This is a genomic window from Achromobacter pestifer, assembly GCF_013267355.1.
Lineage (GTDB): Bacteria > Pseudomonadota > Gammaproteobacteria > Burkholderiales > Burkholderiaceae_B > Achromobacter > Achromobacter pestifer_A.
In genome coordinates this window covers 6964170-6987604 of record NZ_CP053985.1, presented here as the reverse complement: position 1 = coordinate 6987604, position 23435 = coordinate 6964170, and the positions used below count along the sequence as shown (strand labels likewise).

The following is a 23435-nucleotide window of genomic DNA, read 5'->3' as shown; positions in this document are numbered from 1 at the left end:
ATCGCCCGCGCCGGCTTACCGGGATTCCAGCCCCAGATGCCCGCGCAGCGTGCTGTGCTGGTACTCGGCGCGGAACAGCCCCCGGCGCCGCAGCACCGGGATCACGTGCTCGACGAAATCGTCGATCCCTCCCGGCAGGGAAGGCGGCATCAGGTTGAAGCCGTCGGCGCCTTCATTGCGGTACCAATGCTCCATCTTGTCGGCGATCTGCTCGGGCGTGCCCACCATGGTGCAGTGGCCGCCGCCGGCCGCCAGCCGTCCGAGCAGCTGGCGCACGGTGGGCTGCTCGGTTTCGATGATGCGCAGTATGGTCGCGTAGCGGCCCTTGGGGCCGGTGAATTCGGCCAGGGGCGGCAGGGCGGGCACGGGCGCGTCCAGTTCCCAGGCGGAGCAGTCCTGCAGCACGAACGTGCCCAGTTGGCGCAGCGACGCGTCGCTGGGGAGCAGGACGTCCAGTGCGCGCTGCTTGGCCCGGGCTTCGGCTTCGGTCGAGCCCACGTAGGTGACCAGGCCCGGCATGATGGGCACGAAATCCTGGCGGCCGGCGGCCAGCACGCGCCGCTTGATGTCGCGGTAATAGGCCTGCGCCGCGGGCAGGTCATAGGCGACGGCGTAGATCGCTTCGGCGCGCCTGGCGGCCAGGTCGCGGCCCTGGTCCGAGGCGCCGGCCTGGAACAGCACCGGGCGGCCTTGCGGCGGACGCGGCACCGTCAGGGGGCCGTCGACCAGGAAATGCTCTCCGTGGTGGTTGATCTTGCGCACGCTGGCGGGCACGCCGTAATCGCCCGCGCGGTCGATGGCCAGGGCGTCCTGGTCCCAGGAGTCGAACAGCTTCAACGCGACGTCGACGAACTCCTCGGCGCGCGCATAGCGCCAGTCGTGCCCGGGCATGGACTCATAGCCGTGGTTGCGCGCTTCCGCGTCGAACATGGACGTGACCACGTTCCAGCCCATGCGCCCGCCCGAGATATGGTCCAGCGAGGCCACCATGCGGGCCGCGTGAAAGGGCGTGAAGAAGGTGCTGGAAACCGTGCTGATCAGGCCGATGCGGGAAGTGGCGCGCGCGATCGCCGCCATGGCGGTCAGCGGCTCCAGGTACCAGCGCGGGCCGTCGCCGATGTTGTCGACCGATTGCCCGTCGGCGAAGAAGATGGCGTCCAGCTTGCCGCGTTCGGCGGTGCGCGCCAGTTCCTCGTAGTAGGTGATGTCGCCCAGCCGCTCGGCGGCGGAATCCGGATGGCGCCAGGCGGCGCGATGGTGGCCGCAGCCGAAGATGAACAGGTTCAGATGCAGCATGGCGATCCAGTCCAGACAGGGGCGGTAAAAGGCGCGATAGACATGGTCAGACTCTTCGATTCCAGCGGCGGATAGGCAAATCGGCGCCGCACGCGGGCGAACTTAGCACAAAAGGCGCGGGCGGAGTCCGCGCCAGGCGCGTTGACATTGCCGTGCCGCTCTCCTAATCTTGCGGCAATTCCTGGGGGAGCCCTGCAAGGGCTGAGATTCCGCGTTGTCGCGGTAACCCTTTGAACCTGATCCGGGTAATGCCGGCGAAGGGAAGGACATCGCGCAGTCCGCGCGCCCTCCCTAGACTTTCATTCATCTTGCGGCCTGCGCACCCCGCGTGGCGGGGCCGCCGCGTTGCGCGTCCGGCTGCCAGCCGGCAGCGGGAGGACCGATACCCATGTTGACCCAATCCACCGCCCTGATGTGGCTGCTGCTGTTCTCGGGCGGTTTCGCCCTGGCCAGCGTCCTGTACACGCGCCGCAAGCGCGGCACCCTGGAGGACTACATCGTCGCCCGCAACAGCCAGGGCGCCTTCGGCACCATCCTGACGCTGATGGCCTCGACCCTGGGCGCCTGGATCCTGTTCTCGCCCGCGCAAGCGGCGACCTGGGGCGGCCTGGCGGCGGTGATCGGCTACGCGCTGGGATCGATGTCGCCGCGCCTGGTCATGATTCCGCTGGGGCGGCGCATGCGCGAACTCATTCCCCACGGGCACACCCTGACGGAATTCCTGATGGCGCGCTACGGCCGGCCCATGTACGGCCTGGCGCTGTTCATCATGCTGTTCTATCTCTTCATCGCGCTGTCGGCCGAAGTCACGGCGATCTCCAAGCTCGTCACCATGCTGGCGCCCGTGCCGCTGTGGGCCACCGCCGCCATCGTGATGGGCACCACCTTGCTCTACACCACCTATGGCGGGCTGCGCTCGTCGATCTTCACGGACCAGGTGCAGATGATGGTGATCGTGCCGCTGCTGGTGATCCTGTGCCTGGTCGGCTGGCAGGCTGCGGGTGGCGCCATGCCCACCATCGAAGCGCTGCAGGCCAAGGCGCCGCAGCTACTGGACCTGACCGATCCGGTGGGCGTCAAGGCCGGGCTGACCTTCTTCGTCGCGATCCTGCTGACCGGCATCTTCCACCAGGGCAACTGGCAGCGCATCTACGCCGCACGCGACGCGCGCTCCATGCGCAACGGCTTCCTGCTGGGCGGCTTGCTGGTCGCGCCGTTCATCTTCCTGATGGGGCTGTTCGGCCTGGCTTTCGTCGGCCTGGCGCCCCAGGGCGACAGCTCCATCGCGCTCTTCAGCGTCATCATGCCGCATGCGCCCGCGTGGTTCGTGATCGCGCTGATTCCGTTGGGGCTGTCGCTGGTCATGAGCACCGCCGACACGGCCATCAGCGCCGTATCCAGCATCATCGCGGTCGATATGCGCCGCCTGATGCCCAACGCCAGTTCCATGACCATGAAGCGCCTGGCGCGCTGGCTGGTGCTGCTGATGGCCATCCCCGTCATGATCGTGGCCTCGCAGGGCTATAGTGTGCTGTACCTGTTCCTGCTGGCCGACCTGCTGTGCTCGGCTGCCGCCTTCCCGGTCTTTTACGGCCTGTTCAGCCGCAAGCACGACGGCCTGACCGCCACCGTCGCCACCATCTCCGGTCTCGTGGCCGGCCTGTTCTTCTTCCCGGCGCCGGGCGACAAGCCCTCGTTCCTGCTGGAGTCCTTCCTGCTGGCGGCTGTGGTGCCGGTGGTGACGACCGTGCTGATGCGCTGCCTGCTGCGCGGCCGCAAGGAATTTGATTTCTCGACCTTGAGCGCTGCGGTGCGCAGGTTGGATCAGGATCCGGTCTGAGCCGTACGTCCGCGGCGTGGCGCCCTCGATTGAAGGCGCCCGCCGGTGGACTACGCCGCGCGCAGCGCCTTCTTGTCGACCTTGTTGGCGCCCGTATAGGGCAGGGCATCCAGGATCTGGATGACCGCGGGCACCTTGTAGCGCGCCAGGTTCGACTGGCAGTGCGCGATCAGCGCAGCCTCGTCGACGGCCGCGCCTGGCCGCAGGACGACGAAGGCGCGGATGACCTCGCCGCGGTAGCTGTCCGGCCAGCCGACCGCCGCGGCTTCGGCCACGTCCGGATGCAGGTACAGCACTTCATCCACTTCACGCGGGTAGACGTTGTAGCCGCCGGAGATCACCAGGTCCTTCTTGCGGTCGCGGATGTACAGGAAGCCGTCCTGCGCGAACTCGCCGATGTCGCCCGTGTACAGCCAGCCGTCGCGCAGGGTTTCGGCGGTGGCGTCGGGCCTGGCCAGATAGCCTTGCATGATCTGCGGCCCGCGCGCACGGATTTCACCGCGCTGGCCGGGCGGCAGCACCACGCAACCCGATTCGAGGTCGACCACCTGCACCTCGGTCCCTGCGACCGGCGTGCCCACCGAGCCGTGCCGGGTTCCGGCCGGACCGTTGTAGGTGAGGATGGGGCCTGCTTCAGTCTGGCCGTAGCCCTCGTAGATCGGCGCGCCCACCGCGGCTTCCCAGCGCCGGTGCACTTCTTCCGCCAGCGGGGCGGATCCGGAATAGCAGACGCGCACGCTGGACCAGTCGGTGGCCGCGAAGCGCGGGTGCGACAGCAAGCCGGTGTAGATGGTGGGGCTGCCGGGAAACAACGTGATGCGCTCGCGCTCCACGGCGTCGCAGACGTCGTCGGGCCGGTAGCGCGGCAGCACCACCAGCGTGGCAGCGGCGCTGGCGGCCAGGAACAAGCCCATCGCCATGCCATAGGAATGGAACAGCGGCATCGCGCAAAGCACGCTGTCGGCGCCGTAGCGGGTGGGCAAGGCCAGTTCCCGCTGCAGCACATTGGTGGCGACGGCGTCGCGTCCGAGAATCACGCCCTTGGGCTGCCCGGTCGTGCCGCCGGTGTACTGCAACAGGGCCGGCGCCTGGGCATCGGCGTCGTTCAGCGGCGAGTCGTCCATGCCTGGCTCCGGCTCCATCCATGCGCGGGCCTCGTCTTCCCCGACCAGCCGGATGGCCAGCGCCGCGGCCAGCGGCGCCGCGACGGCGGCCGATGCCGCGTCGGCGATCAGCAGCGCGGGCTGCGCGTCGCGCAGGATGAATTCCAGTTCGCGCGCCGTATAGAGCGGATTGAGCGGCACATGCTGGTTGCCGGAGCACTGCAACGCCAGCGTCGCCACGCAGGCCAGATCCGAATTGCCCAGCAGGGTAGCGACCCGCGCGCCGGAAGGCGCGTGCGCGCGCAGATGGCGGGCCGTTGCCCAGACTTCGGCGGCGTAGCGCCGGTAGTCGACGCGGCGCGCGCCGCAGACCAGGGCTGTGCGTTCGGGGCAGTCGCGCGCCGCGCGGGCCAGCAGGGCGGGGATGCGCAGGACGCCTTCAAGGCTCGCGTGGCTCATCGGGCGGCTCCGGCGGCGTCCACGCGCAAGACCAATGCCATGGCACTGTCGCCGGCCGCGCATCCCGTGAACAGGCCCAATCCGCCGCCGCGCCCGGCCAGCTCCTCGATGAGTTCCATGACGGACCGCAGCCCGGTCGGGCTCTGGGGATGGCCCCACACCAGCGAACAGCCATAATTGTTCATGGCCATGACGTCGAATCCCGTGGCGCGCGCCAGCGCGATGTCCGACACCACAAAGGGATTGTGCGTCTTCACCGCGTGCAGGTCGGCCATTGCCAGGCCGGCGCGTTGCAGCGCGGCAGCGGCGGCTTCAATGGGCGCCTGCGGCATGTAGCCTTTTTCAGTGCGCGACTGGCCGAAGGCCAGGATCTCGATGCCGATTTCGGGGCGTCGCGACAATTCACGCGCACGCTCGGCGGTCGCCAGGACCATGCCCGCGTTGCCGTCTGCCGGATGCGTCTGCCCGCCATAGGTGATGGTGCCGCCGGGCAGCACGGGCGACAGGCGTGCCAGGCCATCAGCGGTGGTGGCGTGGATGCCTTCGTCGCCTTCCAGCACCGATGCAATCTTGGCGTAGCGCGCGTCGGGCACCTCGAAGGGCAGCGTCATGTAACGCTGCTGGAACCGGCGGCCGTCGGCGCAGGCCTGCGCGTATTGCTCGTAGCGGCGCAGCGTGACCGCATTCTGTTCGTCCGTGGAGATGCCGTGGCGCTCGGCCACGCGCTCCCCGGTCTGCAACATGGACAGGCCGCTCCAGGGATCATGCGAAAAATTGTCCAGCACCCAGTTTTCGTGCGCGCCGGAGCCGCCAGGGCCGGCCGGATCGGGATGGTAGAGCTGCGGGCCGTTGGACACGCGGTCGGCCATGAGTACCAACGAAGTTTCGGCGTGGCCCAGCATGAGCTCGGCCGCGGCCGTGGCCAGGCCGCGCACCGAGGTGGCGCAGGCCTGCGAGACCACCGGCCCTGCCAGATGGGGGGCGCCGAGCATGCCGGCCACCCAGGGCAGGCCGTAGAACGAGCCTTGCTGCGGCACCGAGCAGCCCAGCACCGCGCTTTGCAGCGCGGCGGGCGCGATGCCGCGGCGCTCCAGTTCGCGGCGCGCGGTCCAGGCCGCGAAACGCAGGCTGTGCAGGCGCGACAGGCTGCCCTGCCAACGCGAGAAAGGGGTGCTCCAATACACGCCATAAGGAATGTGTACGCCGGTCATGCGGACTCCTGCTGCAAAAAAAGGCGGCTTACGGCAGGAACTGCCAGGCGCCAGAACGGGCCTGCATCAGCACGACGCCGCGCTCGTCCAGGCCGTTGTGGTTGGTGGGTGACATCATGTAGATGCCCTGGGTGCCGACGGTGCCCTGCAGGCTTTCCAGGGCATCGCGCAGCGCCTGGCGGAAGGCAGGGGTGCCGGGCTGGGTGCCCGCGGGAATCTTGGCCACCGCCGCGTCCAGCAATAGATAGGCGTCGTAGGTGTAAGGCGCGAAGGCGTTGCGCGAGTCGGCGCCGTAGGTCGCTTCATACTGCTGGGCGTAACGCGTGGCGACCGGCTTGATCGGGCTGTCCGCGGGCAGCTGTTCCACCACCTGTACCGGGCCGCTGGGCACGATCACGCCATCCACGCCCTTGCCGCCCAGCTTCAGGAAGTCCTTGTTGATGACGCCGTGGGTGTTGTACTGCACGCCCTGATATCCGCGTTCGCGCAGCGACAGATGGGGCAGGGCGCCTGGCGTGCCCGAGCCGCCCACCAGCACCGCGCCGGGATTGAGCGAGACGATCTTCAGCACCTGCGCCGTGACCGAGTTGTCGGTGCGCGCGTAGCGTTCGTTGCTGAGCACCTTGATGCCGCGCTTGGCGGCCGATTCCTGCAGCGCGCGGTAGACAGCGTCGCCCCAGGCGTCCGAGAAGCCGATGTACGCCACGCTCTTCACGCCGCGCTTGACCATGTCGGCGGTCAGTGAATCCACCATCAGGTCTATGCCGTGGGCCACCACGAAGATCCATTCGGCGCGGTCAGGGCTGACCACGATGGGCGCCAACGACAACTGAGGCGTGCGCGCTTCGCGGGCGACCTCCGTGACCGCCATCGAGGTCGGCACATTGCTCGGGCCGATGATGGCGTCCACCTTGCTCTCGGTGACCAGCTTGCGCGCCGTCTTGACCGCCGACGAGGGATCGGTCGCATCGTCCAGCGCGATGTACTCCACGGGCTGGCCGCCCAATGTCTTGGGCAGCAGCGGCACGGTGCTGCGGTACAGCGAACCCATGGAGGCTCCGGGTCCGGTGCTGCTGGCGATCACGCCGATGCGGATGTCGGCGGACGCGGCGGCAGGCGCCAGGGCGCAGGCCAGCGCCAGCGCGGCAAGACGACGATACATGGCTATTCCCCTTTTTTCTGGATATGGCCCGGCTAGCGGGATGACCCCAGTATGAGCGTCTTGCCGATAACTGGATAATTGCGATTCCTTATCGATCGATAACCACTTGCCGGGCGCATTCCATGCCGGACATCCCCACTTTGCAGCAGCTGCGGTCGCGCCTGCGCATCCGTCACCTGGTCTTGCTGGACGAGCTGGGACGGGTCGGCAATCTGCACCGGGCGGCCGAAGCGATGCACCTCAGCCAGCCCGCGCTGAGCAAGCTCCTGGGCGAGGCCGAGGCGCTGGCAGGCCTGCCCTTGTTCGAGCGTTCGCATCACGGCGTCGCGCCGACCGCGCTGGGCCTGCTGATGATCGACCGCGCGCGTCTGCTGCTGAATGAACTGGACGCGACACATGCCGAGCTCGCGGCCGCTGCCAACGGCGCCAGCGGCAAGGTGCGGGCGGGCATTTTTCCGGTGGTGGCGCATCTGCTGGTGCCCTTGGCCGTGCAACGCCTGCAGGAAACTCATCCGGCCCTGCGCATCGAGTTGTCCGAAGGCCTGGAAAAGCAGTTGCTGCCCGCCTTGCGCGCAGGCGAACTGGATTGCGTCGTGGGGCGGCTGGGGGTGGAGGGCGCGGACGCGGACCTGCAATGCGAGATCCTTTACGACGAGGCCACCGCCGTCGTCTGCGGTCCGGCCCATCCGCTGGCCTCGCGCAGCCGCCTGAGCGGCACGGCGCTGGACAAGTGCCGCTGGGTGCTGCCGTCGCGCAACGCGGCGCTCTACAGCATGGTGGCTGCAGCCGTTTCGGCGCGCGGTGCGGGCTTTCCGCAGGTTGCCATCGAATCCAGCGCCATCCTGACCATCGTCTCGCTGCTGCAGCGGACCTCGCTGCTGTCGGCCATTCCGCTGCGCGTGGCGCGCGACCTGGCCGAAAACGGGCAGTTGGCCATCCTGCCGCTGGCCTTGCAGGCGCGGCTGCATCCCGTGGGCATCATGACCCGGCGGGATGCGCGCGCCGCGGCTGCGGCCTCGCTATTCCTGCATGCGTTGCGGGGCGCGGCGACGACGGTGCGCGTTGACGCAAACGCCTGAAAAGCGGCAAATTTCTAGGCCGTTCTGGGAAGCAGTGTAGGCCAGTCAGGGCTCAATGGGATTGGGATCGAGCCCGAAATCATTCCGCCGCGCGCAATGGGGATTGGCATAGAGAGTCGGCCATTTCTGTTGATACTGCTTCCAATCGGGGTGGTAGTTTTGCAGCAGCCAGCGCCGATAGATATCGGCGGCATCCTGTTTCTCCTGGGCGGTATCCAATCCCGCATCGTTGGCTGCCATTTCCTCAATTCTGGATATTGCCTGCGGCGGGGAAAAAAGACTCGGGCAGCGCGATCGATAGCCATACTCGCATTCCTGGCCCCATTCCCAGGTAATGCCCGCCGCGGACAGCCTTGCAAGAGACGCCTGAAAAGCCGGGTTCGCTTCCAGCAAGGCTTGCCGTGCGTCGGCTTGCGCATCCATGACCGCGATCTCCTCGGCCGTCGCGCCTATGCTGCGGGCCGTCGACAGAATGAGCGGCTGCGCGCGCTGACCTGCATGCTCGCGAGGCGCATTCCGTGTAATGCCGATCATCAATTCATCGAAAAGCCGCAGGGGCGAGAGTTGCTCCAGGGCATGCTGAAGATATTGCGCGTCGTCCCCTCGGTCGGGTACCAAGGTGCTGGCCGCAATGTCCATACGTATGGCAAGGAATTCAATGACAGGGAAAAGGTTTTTAGAAGCCGGAAATATTTATTCTCTAAGTCATTGTCGAACGAGTATATAAAAAGTGAACTGGTTATCACATTTATTTATATTTTGAAATATTTCAGGAGTTTAACTATATTGTGTCAGCGGCCACTTTATTTTCAGCCGTGCAACTTTCGAGTGCGAGCAATATAAATGCACGGGGATGGAATTTGGAATGAAGCCGTGGGTACATGAGTTACTATTAGTTACCAATAGGGCAACCACTGAGCAAGCCGTTTTCACCGAGGTGGCGGCTATCGCGCAAGAGTTGGGGTTTTCTTATTGCGCGTACGGTTTGCGGGCGGCCTTGCCGTTTACCAATCCTCAGGTCGTAATGATCAGTAATTATCCGGCCGTGTGGCAGGAACGGTACGCACAGGCGCGCTACCTGGAAGTCGACCCCACCGTAAAACATTGCAGCCGGTCCGCGATACCTATCGTATGGTCGGACAGGGTATTTGCCGATACGCCCCAGCTTTGGAACGAGATGCAGGCGGTGGGACTCTGTGTGGGATGGGCCCAGTCGAATCTGGACGCGTACGGAACTTGGGGAATGCTGACGTTGGCCAGGCAGAACGAGCAGCTTTCCGATGCGGAGCTGCTCGGCAAGGAATTGAGGATGCGATGGCTGGTAACCGCGGCACACCTCGCATTCAGCAGGGTTTTGCTGCCGCGATTCAAATTGACGCCGGATGTTCCATTGACCCGTCGCGAGACCGAAATTCTAAAATGGGCGGCGGACGGAAAGACCAGCAGCGACGTGTCCGAAATACTGGCAATTGCCGAGTCGACGGTCAGATTTCATACGAAGAACGCGATCTCCAAGCTTGGCGCCCGCAATCGGACGGCAGCCGTCGCCCGCGCTGCGCTACTCGGACTCCTGAGTTGATCGGCTGGAGTTCATCGGTGGGCCATCGCCTTGCACGCCGGATCGAGGCCGTGCACACGCCCGAAAACGGCCCATAAAGCAAGACAGGGCACTACATCGCTAAATGTAGTGCCCTGCGTAGTGCCCTGCGTAGGGCTCTGTCTTGGCGGGAATTTTGGTGGAGCGGAGGAGGATCGAACTCCCGACCTTCGCATTGCGAACGCGACGCTCTCCCAGCTGAGCTACCGCCCCAATGAAGCAAGACCAAAACTATACAGGAATATTCCTAGCGTGCGCAACATGCCGCCCGAACAAAAATTCAGGCGAATTCCAAGGTCGCGACGACCGGGGCGTGATCGGACGGCTGCTCGTTGCGGCGCGGTTCCTTGTCGATGACGCAGGCCGTGCAGCGTTTGACCAACGGGGCGGACAAGAGGACATGATCGATGCGCAGCCCGGCGTTGCGGCGGAACGCGAACTGGCGGTAGTCCCACCAGCTGAAGGACTTCTCGGGCTGCTCGAACAGCCGGAACGAGTCGGCCAGGCCCAGGTCGAGCAGGGCAGTGAAGGCCTTGCGTTCCGGTTCGGACACCAGCACCTGGCCTTCCCATTTTTCAGGATTGTGCACGTCTTCGTCGGCCGGCGCGACGTTGTAGTCGCCCAGCACCGCCAACCGCGGATACTGCTTGATTTCGTCGGCCAGCCAGGCGCGCATGGCTTCGAACCAGTCCAGCTTGTAGGCGTACTTGTCCGAGCCCACGGCCTGGCCGTTGGGACAATAGGCGCAGACGACGCGCACATCGCCTTCGGGGCTGGGAAAGGTCAGCGCCAGGACGCGCTGCTGCGGATCCTCATATCCGGGAATGTTGCGCACCATGGACGTGCCGGGCACGCGCGAGATGATGGCGACGCCGTTATAGGTTTTCTGGCCGGCCCAGACGGCGTGGTAGCCGGCTTCGGTGAAGGCGGCCTCGGGAAACTTGTCGTCCGTGAGCTTGAGTTCCTGGATGCACAGGACGTCGACGGGATGGGCGGCCAGCCAGTCCAGCACCTGCGGCAGGCGCACATTCAGGGAGTTCACGTTCCAAGTGGCTAATTTCATGATTTTGACAGACCGTTCGTTTATGCGGCTTTCGGCGGCGTCGCCTTCCACAATTCCGGTCCAGCGACTCATCTGGCCACACATCCGGGGCGGGGTTGGCGGTCGCCGGGGATAGAGGCAGATGATACCGTGGCTGCGCCGTCGGGGGGCGGCGGGCGGTCCGCGCCGAAGCCGGGCTTGCGATTCTCGGGGCGCCGCGCCGCAAGCTTCCGGCGGCCGGGTTTAGTCCTATAAAAAGCGCCAGGATAGGGCTTTGAACGCGCTGTAGCGATGGACATTCGCATCTTCACTAATGATAATTGTTCGCAATAAACTGAGTTATTACAAGTCACCATAAATCTGTGTGCGGAGGCACTTCGATGTCCATCGGTTTGCAGGGAGCGGGGGGGCTTGGAGATGTTTTTATTGCGCATCGAGCGCAACTCCGCCGTATCGCGCAAAGAATCGTCGGCACTCCGGAAATCGCGGACGAAGTGACGCAAGACGCCTACCTGAAGCTCATGGAAGGTTCATGCGCGCGCGAAGTCAACAAGCCTTATAGCTACTGCTGCCAGGTGGTCCGCAATCTGGCGTTGGACCATTGCCGCCGCCAGGCCGTCGAATCGACGTATCGCATCTATACGGACGATGGGGAATTGCCGCAGGTTGCTGGCGGTTGCGTGCCGGACCGGCGCTTCCAGGAGCGACAGGTGATCAATGCCATAGATCAGATTCTCGGCACCCTGCCGACCAGGACGCGGCGCGCCTTTGAACTCTACAGGCTGGGCGGCTTTACGCAGCGGGAGGTGGCGAGGCAGATGGGTTGCTCGGCCACGCTCGTGAACTTCATGCTCCGCGATGCGACCCAGGCAGTCGCCGGTTGCCGGGATTTGCTGGAGGTCTGATCCCGCCGGGATCAGGCTGCGGAGTGGTTCCATTGTTCGGGCTGCGGCAGGCACGCGGTCTGCGAGCCGAGGTCGCTCAAAAAAGTTATCGCAGATAAGCTTTTCCGATACCATAGCGCCACTTAGCCTTTCAGCTCCAAAAGGTGGCCTATGGGCGATGACATCAATCCGAAGCGGGATCCGGTCTGGGATGTTGCCTGGTCCTGGGTGCTGCGCCAGCACGAGCGCGAGAGTTTCGACGCAAATGCGCAAGCCGACCTGACGCAATGGCTTGCCGTCGATGCGACCCATCGCCAAGCCTATGACAAGGCTGGCCGCCTGTGGTTGATGGTGGGTCTGGTTCCTCCCGTCAGCGATATCGATATTCCCGGCGCCACGGAGCCTGAAGGCAAAGCCTAGCGCTCGGACCTTCACTGTTTTCCGGCAGGCCCTTGGGCGCGTGTGCTTCCAAGGCGATCCTCTTCCCCGTTCCATACTCATCAACGCCATGCCGCCTTATGGGGCTTGCGTCTTCTGTGCGCGACAGGTTTACCCGTCTGGCATCCGCAAGGGACGCCAGACGGGTAAACAAACCGAACACCTGACTCGTCTTTGATTGCGGTGACCCGTAAGTCGGCAGTGGGCCGGCTCGACGTGAAGTCACCTCATTCAATGCGCGAGGCAGTCCATGTCGACCAGTTGTTTTGACCGCGAAGACGAGACCTTCATCGTTCTCGTCAACCACGAAGATCAGTATTCGATCTGGCCTCATTGGAAGGCCGTGCCAGGCGGCTGGCGCGCCGTCGATGGGGTCAAGGGAGACAAGAAGACCGTTCTCGATTACGTCGAGAAAACCTGGACCGACATGCGGCCGCTGTCGCTGCGCAAGTGGATGGACGAACAGTCCGCGGCCGCGAATCGCTCCAGCGCCACGGCGGCCTGATGTCCGGCTCCACCCATACGCCCTCCATCGATCTGCTGGCGTTGCCTTGCGCGGGGGCGAGCGCGACCATGTACCTGCGCTGGCGTCGCCTCCTGCCGGAATGGATCCGCGTCGTTCCGGTGGAACTGCCGGGGCGGGGCGCCCGTACGGGCGAGCCCTACGTCGAGGATTTCGCGCGGTTGGTGGCGCGGATCTGCGATGAGCAGGCTACCGCGATGCAAAACCGCTATGCCCTGTTCGGCCACAGCATGGGAGCCCTGCTGGCCCATGCCGTGGCGCAGCGCCAGCATGCGCTGGCCCAGCCCATGCCTCAAGCTGTGTTCGTGTCCGGCAGCCCCGCACCGTCCCGCCGCGATCCGGACCGCTTTGCAGGCATGGACAACGACTCCGCCTTGATGGCCGATCTGCGCAAGCAGGGCGGCACGCCGGACGCGGTGTTCGAGAGCACCGAATTGTTGCGCCTGACGCTGGACGCGCTGGCCGCCGACTACCGGGTCTGCGGGAGCTTTCGCTATCACCCGTCCGAGCCGCTAGCCGTACCGATGCACACCTTCGCGGGGCGCCAGGACGACATCCACCCGGAGCGCATCGGAGCCTGGCGGCAAGAGACCCGCCATACCTTTACCCTTGATTGGTTCGAAGGCGGGCATTTCTTCATCCGCCAACAAGAGCAGCAGGTGCTGGCGGTCATCGTGCGCGAGCTGGCTCGCCTGTTTTCCGGAGTGGGCCATGCAGCCGCTGCATCTGCCTGAATTTCTTCCGGCTGGCATTCAGGTGTTCCAGCTCGCGCTGGATCTGGCTGCACCCTTGGCCGACAGCGCCCTGGCTTTGCTGAGCAAGGAAGAGGCCGCGCGCGCGCTACGTTTTCATCAGCACGGCGACAAGGTCCGCTTCGTGACTGCGCGTGCGGCATTGCGGCGGCTCCTGGGCGCGCGCCTGGACTGCCGTCCGGAGAGCTTGAGGTTCGCGGCCAACAAACATGGCAAGCCGCGTCTGGATGTGGCGTGCTCGGCCGATCCCGCCCCGTACTTCAACGTTTCCCATGCTGGGGCTTTCGCCCTGATCGCCTTGTCGGACCGTTTTCCTGTCGGCGTCGATATCGAACGTCGGGATCCGCATTGCGACATCGCCGCCATGTCGCGGCTGGCGCTGTCGACGCAGGAGCTTGAGTTGCCCCATGAGCGGCGCCTCGACTTCTTTGACTGCTGGACAGCCAAGGAAGCCGTACTGAAAGCGCTGGGCATGGGCGTGGCGGAGCACTTGCAGCGTTTAACGGTACTACTACCGGGGCTTGCCCAGGGAAGCCGCTATGGGCTGCGTCGTGAACACCTGGAAGGGCCGGGCGTGGATGTCCTGCGTCTCGATTCACCGTCCGACTATGCCGCCGCCCTGGCCTGGCAACCGGACGCCAAGGGAGGACTGCGATGAATGATCTTGTGACCCGATTTGAACGCCGGGCGCCGCTCGGATCCGACCTGCCGGCGCTGATTACGCCAGCCAGTCTCGGCGAGCCGCTGCTGGATGCCTTGCCGCGCCTGCGCGCCGAGATCGAGACCAAGGTGGCGACCGTAGGCGGCGTGCTGCTGCGCGGCTTCGACGTGCCCTCGGTCGAGGGCTTCCGGGAGTTTGCAGCCCGCTTCGGCCACCCGCTGTTGAGCTACGAGTTCGGTTCCACACCGCGGACCGCGGTGGGCGGCGGGGTCTACACCGCGACCGAGTATCCGGCCCACCAGTCCATCCCGCTGCACAACGAACAGGCCTACACGCGCCAGTGGCCGATGAAAGCCTGGTTCCATTGCGTGACGCCCGCGGAGGAGGGGGGCGAGACGCCGATCGCGGACAGCCGCGCGATCTACCGGCGCATGCCGGCCCCTATCCGGGACCGCTTCGCGCCCGGCGTCATCTACGTGCGCAACTACGGTGACTTCGATGTGCCCTGGCAGCAGGTTTTCAACACAGAGAGCCGCCAGGAAGTCGAAGCCTTCTGCCGCAGTAACGGCATCCAATGGGAATGGAAGCCCGACGGAGATTTGCGCACGACCCAGCGGTGCCAGGCCATCGAGACGCATCCCGCCACCGGCGAGGTGGTCTGGTTCAACCAGGCCCATCTCTTCCATGTTTCCAACCTGCAGTCCGAGGTGCGCGAGTCCCTGGTCGACCTACTGGGCATCGAAAACGTGCCGCGCAATACCTGCTTCGCCGATGGCTCGCCGATTCCGGACGCGATGCTGGACGAGGTGCGCGCCGTGCTGGATGCCGAGACGGTGTCCTTCAAGTGGGAGCAGGGCGACGTCACGATGCTGGACAACATGCTGGTCGCCCATGCGCGCTCGCCCTTCAAGGGGCCACGCAAGGTGGTCGTAGCCATGGCCGAGTCTCACGGCAATCTGGAAAAGTTCTGAACGTATCGCCGAACAAGGGAACCCTCATGACGAAGTCGTCCGAGCCGCAAGAAAAATTTGTTCATCCCGAGAATTTTGTCGACCGTCTGCGCCAACTGGCCGCCAGCCGTCCCGAGGACATTGCGCTGACAGTGGTCTCTGGCAGGGAAGGCGAGATCGTCGAGACGGTCTTGACCTATCGCGCCTTCGCACAGCGCGTGCTGGCCCTTGCCGCCGCGCTGCAAGACCGCTACGGGAAGGGTGACCGCGTGCTGATCCTGCTCGACAACGATGAGCACTATGCGGTCAGCATGTTTGCCTGCTTCCACGCCGGCGTGATTGCGGTGCCGGCGTTTCCGCCCGAATCCGCGCGGCCGCAGCATCTGGCCAGGCTTGCCGGCATCGCCGAGGATGCCCAGGCGCGGGGTGTGCTGACGACTGGCGCGCTGCGAGCCCTGGTCGGGGAGGCGGCGCGCCTGTTCGGCGTGCCCGATGTCGTGGCGGTGGACGAGGTCGATCCTGCTGCCGCCGGCCGCTGGCGGCCACAAACGCCGGACGGCGCGGACATCGCCTTCCTGCAGTACACGTCCGGATCCACCTCCGCGCCCAAGGGCGTGATGGTGACGCACGCCAACCTGATGGCCAATGAACGCGCCATCCGTGCAGGGCTCTCGATCGGCTCTGACGACAAGTTCGGCGTGTGGTCGCCCTTGTTCCATGACATGGGGCTGATCGGCGGACTGCTGCAGCCCTTCTACAGCGGCATCCCCTGCGTGCTGTCCTCGTCGCGCTTCTTCCTGGAGCGCCCGGTGCGCTGGCTCGAGATGATCTCGCGTCATCGGATAACGATCAGCGGGGGGCCGGACTTTGCATACCGGCTGTGCCTGGACAGGGTCAAGGAGGACCGGACCGAGGGCCTCGATCTGTCGAGCTGGCGGGTGACGATGGTGCGTAAGCGTGCGCATCCCGCCTTGAATTTCAAGCTACGCGACTTGATGCAAAAACCCACTATCTCCGGTTTGCTCGGGATTGGCGCGGCGTCCGGAGAACCAACCAATCTGGTCTTGCTCAACAGCCCGGTCGCAGAGGCGCCGCCTCTGTTTTGCATTCACGCTGGTTTTGGAACCATTTTTGACTACCGATTGTTGGCACAAGGGCTGCAAGGCACCCGGGCTGCGTCGGCACAGCGAGCTAGACGTTGAGCATCGGATCTTGTTTAGTCGGACCGGTCTGGTTGTTCCGGGGAACGCCGGGGAAAGATGGGGTCGGGAGGTTTCCGCTAAACAAACGAGCCGCGATTTCGTCCCCCATGCGTGGCTTGCGCTGGTGTCTGGCAGGCCGTTCGCTTTTGGACGCTGGGCGTGGCGCCGCGACAAGGCTTGCGGCCCCTGCGGATCCCTTCTTCAAATTTCCTTTCTATCGGGCGCAGATGGCGAAGACGAAGCTTGTTTACGTTTGGTCCCTGAGAAACGCCGCGGCCGACAGGGCTGGGCAATACATTGAATACAAGGGGGAGCAGCGCTATATGAAGTCGCCGCTGGAGTACTTGGCAGATGCCTTGAACGGGACCGGACTGGGCGACGCCTACTCGCTGGAAGCGGTCGTCTTTGACGACGATGAGGGGTCGCCCAGGGATCGCGCAAGCGTCGGGCACCATGACTTTTCATGTCGGCCGGGCGGGCAGTGGTTCTATCCGGCTCCGCTCGAGGCGCGCCTGCTGCACAAGCTGCAGGCCTTGGGCGCGGAGCTGGTGGTGCTCGATGGCCTGCTGGTCATCCTGGACGAGCTGGTGCGTCCCGGCGCTCCGTTCCACCGGAGGATCGTCAATATCCATCCCGGTATCACAAGAATCGAATCGCCGTACGAACGCCGGGGGGCCTACGCGACGCTCGATGCATTGCACGGCGCGCGCGGACAGAAGGTGGTGAATTGGCGGACGGCCGAAACGACGCGGGTACCGGTGGTGGACATGACCGGAGCGTCGTTTCACGACGTCGACTACGGCATCGATTCCGGCGAAGTGATCCTGGATGTGCTCAATACGCGCATCGATCCGCGGGACACCATCCTGGAGCTGCGCTGGAACAATTTCAACAACAGCCTGTTTCCGGCCCTGCATCAGGGACTGGCGCACAGGGCTGGGATGCCCGCGGCGTAGGGCCGGAGCGCGGCCGGGTCGGATATCTGGCATCGGCGTGAGGTACATACTGGAAGGATTGGAAGCATGGTCTTCATGTACTGGTTTTCGGCGGAACGGGATTCGGTCGTTGCTCGCCTTTGGCGCGGGATGCTCTGCGCGGCGCTGTCGCTGGCCGGCTGGTCGCATGCAAAAGCGGCTGAGCCCGCTGTCCGACTGGAAGTGGCGGGTGTCGAGATCCGGCGCACCACGGATGGCATGCCGCATATTCGCGCGGGCGGTTGGCGAGAACTCGGGGTCGGGGTGGGCTACGCGCAGGCCCAGGATGCACTGTGCACCCTGGCCGAAGCGTTCGTGACCTACGAGGGCAGACGTGCGTGGTTCTTCGGAGCCGAAGAGCGGCCGGCGCGGGACTCCACCTTCGGGCGGCCGAAGAACGTCGATCTGGACTTTTTCTTTCGCGCCTACGCCGATGACGAGGTGCTGACCCGCTACCGGCAGCAGGAGCCGCCCGAACTGAACGAACTCGTCGGGGGGTACGCCGCGGGCTACAACCGCTACCTTGCCGACGCCCGCGCTGGCCGGGCGCCGGCGGTCGGCCGTCCCTGCCTGAATCAGTCCTGGATGCGCGATATCTCGGCGGACGACATCCATCGGCGCATGTATGCGGCCCAGATCGCCGCCGGCTATGCCAAGTTCGTCACCGAGATGGCCAACTCCAGGCCGGCGGCTCCCGCCGCCGTGCCGCAAGATGGGGAGGGCGGACGCGCCGCGTTGCGTAGCCGGCTGGCTCAAACAATCGGCGCGCAGCCCGGCATCGGCAGCAATGTACTGGCCTTTGGAAGCGCTGCCACGGGCGGCGATGGAGCGGTGTTGTTCGGCAACCCGCACTGGTATTGGGGCGGGCCGGATCGCTTCTACCAGATGCAGCTGACGATACCCGGGAAGCTCGACGTGGCGGGCGTGGCCTTTCTGGGCTTGCCGATGGTCATGATAGGTTTCAACCACGATGTGGCCTGGAGCCATACGGTGTCGCAGGCGCGCCGCTTCGGATTGTTTGACCTGACGCTGGATGCGGCGGATCCGACGCGCTACCGGATCGACGGCAAGATGGAGGCGATGACGACGCGCGAAGTTGCCGTCGAGGTGCGCGCCGAAGACGGAAGTGCGCGGCGCCTGACGCGCACGTTCTATCGGACGCGATACGGACCGGTGGTGGACCTGGGCGGACACCACGCGGCGTTTGGCTGGGGAGCGGCGCACGCCTTGGCGATCCGTGACGTGAACGCCGACAACTTTCGCATCTTCCGCAATTTCTTCTACTGGAACCAGGCGAAGTCCCTGGATGAATTCATCGGCATCCAGCGCCGCGAGGCGGCTATCCCCTGGGTCAACACGGTGGCCATAGGCCGTGGCGAGGGAAATGGGGACGGCCGGGTATGGTATGGCGACGTTGGCGCCGCGCCCAACGTCCCGGATGCGTTGCGCAAGACGTGCGTCACGGCGTTGGCCACGGCGTTCGCCAGCGTGGACCCGAACACCCCGGTCCTGGACGGCGGCCGTTCGGCTTGCGAATGGCGGTCGGATCCGGCGGCGGTGCAGGCGGGCGCCATGCCGGTTGAGGCGATGCCCTGGCTGTTGCGTGACGACTATGTGGCGAACATGAACGACAGCTACTGGCTTGGCAATGTCGCCCAGCCGCTGGAGGGGTACGCGGCCGTGCTGGGCGGCGAACGCCAGGCGCTGGGGCTGCGGGGGAGGCTGGGGCACCGCATCGCGCTCGACCTGATTCAAGGCAAGGCCGCGTCGGCGGAAGTCCTGAGCCTGAGGCTGATGCGGGAGGTGCTCTTGCCCAGGGCCTACTCCGCCGAGTTGTTCAAGGATGAGATCCTGGCCCAAGCCTGCGCGCAGCCGGAGGTCGTGCTGGATGCCGATGCGTTGGCGGCGCCGGGCGGGCTGCGGCAGGAGGTATCGGCCCCGCACAAGGTCGACATCGGGCAGGCGTGCGACATCCTGCGCCGTTGGCCGAACAAGGCGGATGCCCGTGACAGAGGCGCCTTGCTGTGGGAGGCATTTTGGGCCCGGCTGGAACGGAGTCAGGCGGACGCGCTTTACGACGTGGCGTTTGCCAGCGATTCGCCCCTGGAAACCCCTCGCAAGCCGCGCGCGGGGCAGGGCGCGGCGGCCACGGCATTGGCGGCGGCGGTGCTGGAGTTCGGCGACAAGGGATGGCCATTGGATGGCGCGTTGGGAACGCGCCGCTTTGTGGCCAGCGGCGGACGCCACCTTCCGCTCTATGGCGGATGCGGTTCGGCGGGCTACTTCACCGTGGCCTGCAATGAGGATCGTGCCGACCTGTTGGGGCCGGACACCCTGGGCAACAGCTATCTTCAAGTCGTGCGTTTCAGCCCGCACGGCGTGCAGGCGCATACGCTGCTAGCGCACGGCCAGGATGAAAACGCGGTGGCCGACGGGCAAGGCTGGGGGCCAGTGCTGCGGTACGCCCGCAAGGCCTGGCTGCCTTTCCCTTTCAAGGAGGAGGAGATTACGCGGGATCCTGCGCTGGACCATTTGCGTTTGCTTCCCTGATGCCCGCCTAGCGATGGCCGAGGCGCGGCGCCGCGATTGATCTCGGCATTGCGGACGGGATGCCGTCCGCGCGTCCGCCCCCCTAAACATAGGGCCGCGCGGCTCGTCTAGGTGTAGATGGTTCCCGAAGCCATGGCCGCGCGAGCCGTGCCCGCGCTCCTCCCCCTCCCAGTCCAAGGCGATCTCCTTGCTTTCCTACTTGATTCGACAGTCGCGCAAGCTGCTGATGGCCGCGGGCTTGGCCAGTGTGGCCAACGGTGTGTGCAGCGTGCTGCTGCTTACGCAGATCAATGCGGCCTTGACCGCGTCCTCCACGGCAGAGCGCGCTGCGCTGGCGTGGCGCTTCGCGGCCTTCGCGGTGGCGGCCATGTTGAGCCAGATGACGGCCTCGGTGCTGTTCGAGCGGCTGAACCAACGCGCCCATGCCGACCTTCGGCGCTTCATTTCCGCGCGGGTGATCGCGGCGGATTACCGGCGGCTGGAGGAGATCGGCGGTCCCAAGGTGCAATCGGCCTTGTCGGAGCACAGCGCGCGGGTCGCCGAGTTCTTTGTCAGCTTTCCGACGATCCTGGTCAATGCCATCATCGTGTCGGGATGCCTGGCCTACATGGCATGGTTGTCCTGGCAGGTGTTCCTGGCGGCGGTGCTGGTCATCGGGCTCGGTTCTCTTGGCTACCACCTGGCGCATCTGCGCGCGATCCGGCATCTGGAGGTGGCATCCAAGGAGCAGGACCGCTTGTTCGGCCATTTCCGTTCGCTGGTGGAAGGGGCCAAGGAGCTGCGCCTGCACGCCGCCAAGCGCCGCCGCTTTTCCGACGATGTGCTGGGCCGCTCGATCGAGACCGTGCGGCGCGAGCGCGGGCTCGGCATGTCGATCTTCCTGGTGTCATCGGCCTGGGGCAATTTCCTGCTTTACGGCTTTATTGGATTGACCTTGTTCGCGCTGGTGGGCGACGTGCCCGACCGCGCCAGCGTCATGACCGGCTTCGCGCTGATCTTTGTCTATATCGTAGGGCCGCTGGAGAACCTGCTGCTGGCCTTGCCGCGCGCCAATCTGGCCCGGGTGTCCGGCGCGCGCATCGACGAAATCACTGCGCAGCTTGAACACAATGAGGGCGATGGCCCGTCCGCGATTGCGTCGGGTCTGACGAGTCTGGCGCTGCGCGGCGTTAGCCATCGCTACTACCACGAAGGGGCCGACGACCTGTTCACCCTGGGTCCCATAGACCTGGATTTTGCGCCGGGCCAGATCACGTATCTGGTCGGGGGGAACGGCAGCGGCAAGACCTCGCTGGCCAAACTGCTGGCGGGGCTGTACCGGCCGGAGGAGGGCGCCATCCTGATCAACGGCGAGCCGGTGGACGACGCCAGCCGCGATCGCTATCGCCAGACGTTTTCGGCCATTTTCTCGGACTTCCATCTGTTCGAGCATATGCTCGATGCCGCGTCGGCTGAATTGGACGCGCAGGGCAACGCCTTGCTTGAAAAGCTGCACCTGCAGCACAAGGTGCAGGTGCGCAACGGTGCCTTCAGCACGATGGCGCTATCGCAGGGGCAACGCAAACGCCTGGCCCTGACGGTGGCCTATATGGAAGACCGGCCTTTCCTGCTGTTCGACGAGTGGGCGGCGGATCAGGATCCTGTGTTCAAGGAAGTGTTCTACCGCGAGCTGCTGCCGGAACTGCGGGCCCGCGGCAAGGCGGTGCTGGTAATTTCGCACGACGACCGCTATTTCCATCTGGCCGATCGCCTGATCCGGATGGAGAACGGCCAGATCGTGGCGATCGAAATGCCGCCTGGGCGCGCATCCGAGAAATCGGCGTCCGCCGACATGGCCGTCGTGTAATGATGCCTGTGCGGCGCGAAAGCGCTGGCAAGCGCAAGGGCAGCCAGCGCGCCTGGCTGGTGCTGGCGCACCGCTGGGTGGGCTTGGTCATTGCCGGCTTTCTGCTGGTGGCCGGCCTGACAGGGGCGTTGCTGGCCTGGAACGACGAGTTGGAGGCCATGTTCGGTCCGGATCTGTTCCTGGTTGCGCCGCCAGCGGCGATACCCTGCGCACCTGGCTGACGAGCCTGCATATGGCGGCGGTGGGGGGGCGGTGGCCGGCCTGCCGATGAAGCTGTTCATCTGCGCGATCGGGCTGGCGGTGGCCATGCTGTCGATCACGGGCGCGGTGATCTGGTGGAAGAAGCGCCAGGCGCGGCGGCGTGCGGCATTTCCTAGATAGTTTATGTGTGAATCTTTATTTCCGGGTGCAGGCGCGGCCAGCCCAGGAGGCGGGGTTTGTCCGGGCCGCGTGCGGCGCGATATACAAAATGTTCTATTTTTTGCGGTTTTCTAATGCCTGAGACGTGATGTGGCGTCTACGCTTCCTACAGTCCCCTGAACGGAGAGGAGTATGAAGCCCCTTGATTTGGATCAGGTTTCTCCTGGTGTGGCCGGGGTTCCCGGTGTCCCCATCGTCGGTTGGCTGCTGGACGGGCCGCAACCCGAGTTCACCGATGTCGTCAGCGTGGCCCGTCAATGGATGGCGGACGGGCAGCGCGTTTCGGAAGTGGTGCGGGCGCAGGACTACCGGGGAACGCCCAGGATGGGGCCAGGATGCGACATGATGCGCGCCTGCCCCATCGCGGGCCGGTGCTGACGCGCGGAGAGAAAACCATGAGAACCGGCGTGATCAGGCTCAACGGCCACCAGCTCGAATACGAACTCCGGCCGCTTGCGGCGCAGCAGGGCTACGAGGCCTGGGTGCGCACCGCCCCAGGCCGGGAATGGACGCGGATAGGCGTGGGCGATTCCGCTTTCGTGACCGAGGATGCCGCGCTCAAGGGCATCAAGTACGCGGCCGTCGAGATCAGCGCGAGACGGCTGCAGGCCTAGGGCCTGCCGGGGCCCATGGCGCGCCAGGCTGGCGCGTCGTCCATCAGCCTTTTACCAAGCCGCCGTCGACGATCAGGTTCTGTCCGGTCACCGCGCGCGACCAGGGGCTGGCGAAGAACAGCACGGCGTCGGCGAATTGCTCGGGCGTGGTGACTTCGCGCAGCGGCGTGCCCGCGGCAATCATGTCGAAGACCGCGTCCGGCGTGGCCGCAGAGGCGTCGGTGGTGCGCAGCAAGCCGCCCGATACCATGTTGACGGTGATGCCGTCGGCCCCCAGTTCATGCGACAAGGTGCGGGTGAAGGCCAGCAGCGCGGCCTTGGCCGCGGTGTAGTCGTGGTACGGCACCACCGGGTTCTGGACTAGGTTGGTGCCGACGTTGATGATGCGTCCGCCGCCAGCAGTCCGCATGCCGGGCAGGGCGGCCTGGGTGGTGTTGAGCGCGGCGCGCACGCTGCCTTCCAGCTGCGCGTTCATCTGCGCCCAGTCCAGCGCGCCGGCTTGCGGGCGGGCGTCGCCATTGAACTGGAAGGCGGGCAGGGCGTTGTTGACGACCGTGTCCACGGGCTGGCCGAAATGCGCGCTGGCTTGCGTGAACATGGCGGCGACGGCGGCCGGGTCCCGCACGTCGGCCTGCAGCGCGATGGCGCGGTCCGGCGCGCTGGCGGCCAGGGCCTGCGCGCGTTCGGCGCTGTTCAGATAGTTGACGACGACCTTGGCGCCTTCGCGCAGGAAGGCGCGGGCGATGGCGGCGCCCAGGCCGCGGCTGGCGCCGGTGACGATGACGAGCTGCTGGCTCAGGTCCGGGGAAAGGCGTTGCTGTGATGACATGTA

Annotated in this window: 24 protein-coding genes, 1 tRNA gene and 1 riboswitch; of the genes, 17 read left to right on the top strand and 8 right to left on the bottom strand. The window is 65.5% G+C overall.

What is annotated here, in order from left to right; genetic code table 11:
- Positions 1-15: 15 nt before the first annotated feature.
- The gene (locus FOC84_RS32850) at positions 16-1296 is read right to left on the bottom strand and encodes an LLM class flavin-dependent oxidoreductase (protein ID WP_173149735.1); all 1281 of its coding nucleotides are present in this window, start codon (positions 1294-1296) and stop codon (positions 16-18) included.
- Positions 1297-1469: 173 nt separating this feature from the next.
- A riboswitch (TPP riboswitch) is annotated at positions 1470-1576 on the top strand.
- 108 nt (positions 1577-1684) lie between these two features.
- On the opposite strand from FOC84_RS32850, the gene FOC84_RS32845 reads away from it, so the two are divergent.
- Entirely contained in the window at positions 1685-3136 is a 1452-nt protein-coding gene (locus tag FOC84_RS32845) for a sodium:solute symporter family protein (RefSeq protein WP_173149733.1), read from the top strand.
- Between the two features lie 50 nt (positions 3137-3186).
- On the opposite strand, the gene FOC84_RS32840 is transcribed toward FOC84_RS32845, so the two are convergent.
- Genes FOC84_RS32840 through FOC84_RS32830 form a run of 3 tightly spaced genes read right to left on the bottom strand, consistent with a single transcriptional unit; the run spans position 3187 to position 7071 of the window.
- Positions 3187-4698: an AMP-binding protein gene (locus FOC84_RS32840; RefSeq protein WP_173149731.1), complete on the bottom strand. Its 1512-nt coding sequence runs from the start codon at positions 4696-4698 to the stop codon at positions 3187-3189.
- The gene (locus FOC84_RS32835) at positions 4695-5909 is read right to left on the bottom strand and encodes a thiolase family protein (RefSeq protein WP_173149729.1); all 1215 of its coding nucleotides are present in this window, start codon (positions 5907-5909) and stop codon (positions 4695-4697) included. The genes FOC84_RS32840 and FOC84_RS32835 overlap by 4 nt, the downstream gene beginning before the upstream one ends.
- Positions 5910-5937: 28 nt before the next feature.
- Positions 5938-7071 (bottom strand): ABC transporter substrate-binding protein, encoded by a 1134-nt coding sequence (locus FOC84_RS32830; RefSeq protein ID WP_173149727.1) that lies wholly within the window; start codon positions 7069-7071, stop codon positions 5938-5940.
- A 122-nt stretch (positions 7072-7193) separates the two neighbouring features.
- Between FOC84_RS32830 and FOC84_RS32825 the strand changes: the two genes are divergently transcribed.
- Entirely contained in the window at positions 7194-8150 is a 957-nt protein-coding gene (locus FOC84_RS32825; RefSeq protein WP_173149725.1) for a LysR substrate-binding domain-containing protein, read from the top strand.
- 45 nt (positions 8151-8195) lie between these two features.
- Here FOC84_RS32825 and FOC84_RS32820 read toward each other — a convergent pair whose 3' ends face one another.
- Positions 8196-8789, bottom strand: coding sequence for a hypothetical protein (locus FOC84_RS32820; protein ID WP_173149723.1), 594 nt, complete (start codon positions 8787-8789; stop codon positions 8196-8198).
- 226 nt (positions 8790-9015) lie between these two features.
- Here FOC84_RS32820 and FOC84_RS32815 point away from each other — a divergent pair, with 226 nt between their 5' ends.
- A complete protein-coding gene (locus tag FOC84_RS32815) occupies positions 9016-9729 on the top strand; it encodes an autoinducer binding domain-containing protein (protein ID WP_173149721.1) in 714 nt (237 codons plus the stop codon).
- Between the two features lie 155 nt (positions 9730-9884).
- Here FOC84_RS32815 and FOC84_RS32810 read toward each other — a convergent pair.
- Together FOC84_RS32810 and xth are read right to left on the bottom strand one after the other, a co-directional pair.
- Positions 9885-9960: transfer RNA gene (locus FOC84_RS32810), tRNA-Ala, on the bottom strand.
- 67 nt (positions 9961-10027) lie between these two features.
- Positions 10028-10810, bottom strand: a complete 783-nt coding sequence (gene xth, locus FOC84_RS32805; protein ID WP_173149719.1) for an exodeoxyribonuclease III — start codon at positions 10808-10810, stop codon at positions 10028-10030.
- Between the two features lie 359 nt (positions 10811-11169).
- Here xth and FOC84_RS32800 point away from each other — a divergent pair, with 359 nt between their 5' ends.
- The 14 genes from FOC84_RS32800 (at position 11170) to FOC84_RS32735 (ending at position 22603) form a co-directional block, all read left to right on the top strand.
- On the top strand, positions 11170-11694 hold the full coding sequence (locus FOC84_RS32800) for a sigma-70 family RNA polymerase sigma factor (RefSeq protein ID WP_173149717.1): 525 nt from the start codon (positions 11170-11172) through the stop codon (positions 11692-11694).
- A gap of 150 nt (positions 11695-11844) precedes the next feature.
- Entirely contained in the window at positions 11845-12093 is a 249-nt protein-coding gene (locus tag FOC84_RS32795; RefSeq protein ID WP_173149715.1) for a FecR/PupR family sigma factor regulator, read from the top strand.
- A 268-nt stretch (positions 12094-12361) separates the two neighbouring features.
- Positions 12362-12616, top strand: coding sequence for an MbtH family protein (locus FOC84_RS32790; RefSeq protein WP_173149713.1), 255 nt, complete (start codon positions 12362-12364; stop codon positions 12614-12616).
- Positions 12616-13368: a thioesterase II family protein gene (locus FOC84_RS32785; RefSeq protein WP_173149711.1), complete on the top strand. Its 753-nt coding sequence runs from the start codon at positions 12616-12618 to the stop codon at positions 13366-13368. Before FOC84_RS32790 ends, FOC84_RS32785 begins: the two co-directional genes overlap by 1 nt.
- The gene (locus FOC84_RS32780) at positions 13346-14044 is read left to right on the top strand and encodes a 4'-phosphopantetheinyl transferase family protein (protein ID WP_173149709.1); all 699 of its coding nucleotides are present in this window, start codon (positions 13346-13348) and stop codon (positions 14042-14044) included. The genes FOC84_RS32785 and FOC84_RS32780 overlap by 23 nt, the downstream gene beginning before the upstream one ends.
- Entirely contained in the window at positions 14041-15018 is a 978-nt protein-coding gene (locus FOC84_RS32775; protein WP_173149707.1) for a TauD/TfdA family dioxygenase, read from the top strand. Before FOC84_RS32780 ends, FOC84_RS32775 begins: the two co-directional genes overlap by 4 nt.
- A gap of 26 nt (positions 15019-15044) precedes the next feature.
- Positions 15045-16199, top strand: a complete 1155-nt coding sequence (locus FOC84_RS32770) for an AMP-binding protein (protein ID WP_254241852.1) — start codon at positions 15045-15047, stop codon at positions 16197-16199.
- Positions 16200-16426: 227 nt separating this feature from the next.
- Positions 16427-17155, top strand: coding sequence for a N(5)-hydroxyornithine transformylase PvdF (locus FOC84_RS32765; protein ID WP_173149705.1), 729 nt, complete (start codon positions 16427-16429; stop codon positions 17153-17155).
- Between the two features lie 66 nt (positions 17156-17221).
- The gene (locus tag FOC84_RS32760) at positions 17222-19723 is read left to right on the top strand and encodes a penicillin acylase family protein (protein ID WP_173149703.1); all 2502 of its coding nucleotides are present in this window, start codon (positions 17222-17224) and stop codon (positions 19721-19723) included.
- Between the two features lie 187 nt (positions 19724-19910).
- Positions 19911-21569 (top strand): cyclic peptide export ABC transporter, encoded by a 1659-nt coding sequence (locus tag FOC84_RS32755; protein WP_173149701.1) that lies wholly within the window; start codon positions 19911-19913, stop codon positions 21567-21569.
- Complete coding sequence (locus FOC84_RS32750; RefSeq protein ID WP_438800858.1) at positions 21569-21790, top strand: PepSY domain-containing protein; 222 nt, start codon at positions 21569-21571, stop codon at positions 21788-21790. The genes FOC84_RS32755 and FOC84_RS32750 overlap by 1 nt, the downstream gene beginning before the upstream one ends.
- Positions 21791-21836: 46 nt before the next feature.
- Positions 21837-21950 carry a hypothetical protein gene (locus FOC84_RS33570; protein WP_217278782.1) on the top strand — a complete coding sequence of 38 codons (114 nt, stop codon included), beginning with the start codon at positions 21837-21839 and terminating at the stop codon, positions 21948-21950.
- Positions 21951-22121: 171 nt separating this feature from the next.
- A complete protein-coding gene (locus tag FOC84_RS32740; protein WP_173149699.1) occupies positions 22122-22367 on the top strand; it encodes a hypothetical protein in 246 nt (81 codons plus the stop codon).
- Positions 22368-22384: 17 nt separating this feature from the next.
- A complete protein-coding gene (locus tag FOC84_RS32735; RefSeq protein ID WP_173149697.1) occupies positions 22385-22603 on the top strand; it encodes a hypothetical protein in 219 nt (72 codons plus the stop codon).
- A 43-nt stretch (positions 22604-22646) separates the two neighbouring features.
- On the opposite strand, the gene FOC84_RS32730 is transcribed toward FOC84_RS32735, so the two are convergent.
- Complete coding sequence (locus FOC84_RS32730; RefSeq protein WP_173149695.1) at positions 22647-23432, bottom strand: 3-oxoacyl-ACP reductase; 786 nt, start codon at positions 23430-23432, stop codon at positions 22647-22649.
- Positions 23433-23435 lie beyond the last annotated feature (3 nt).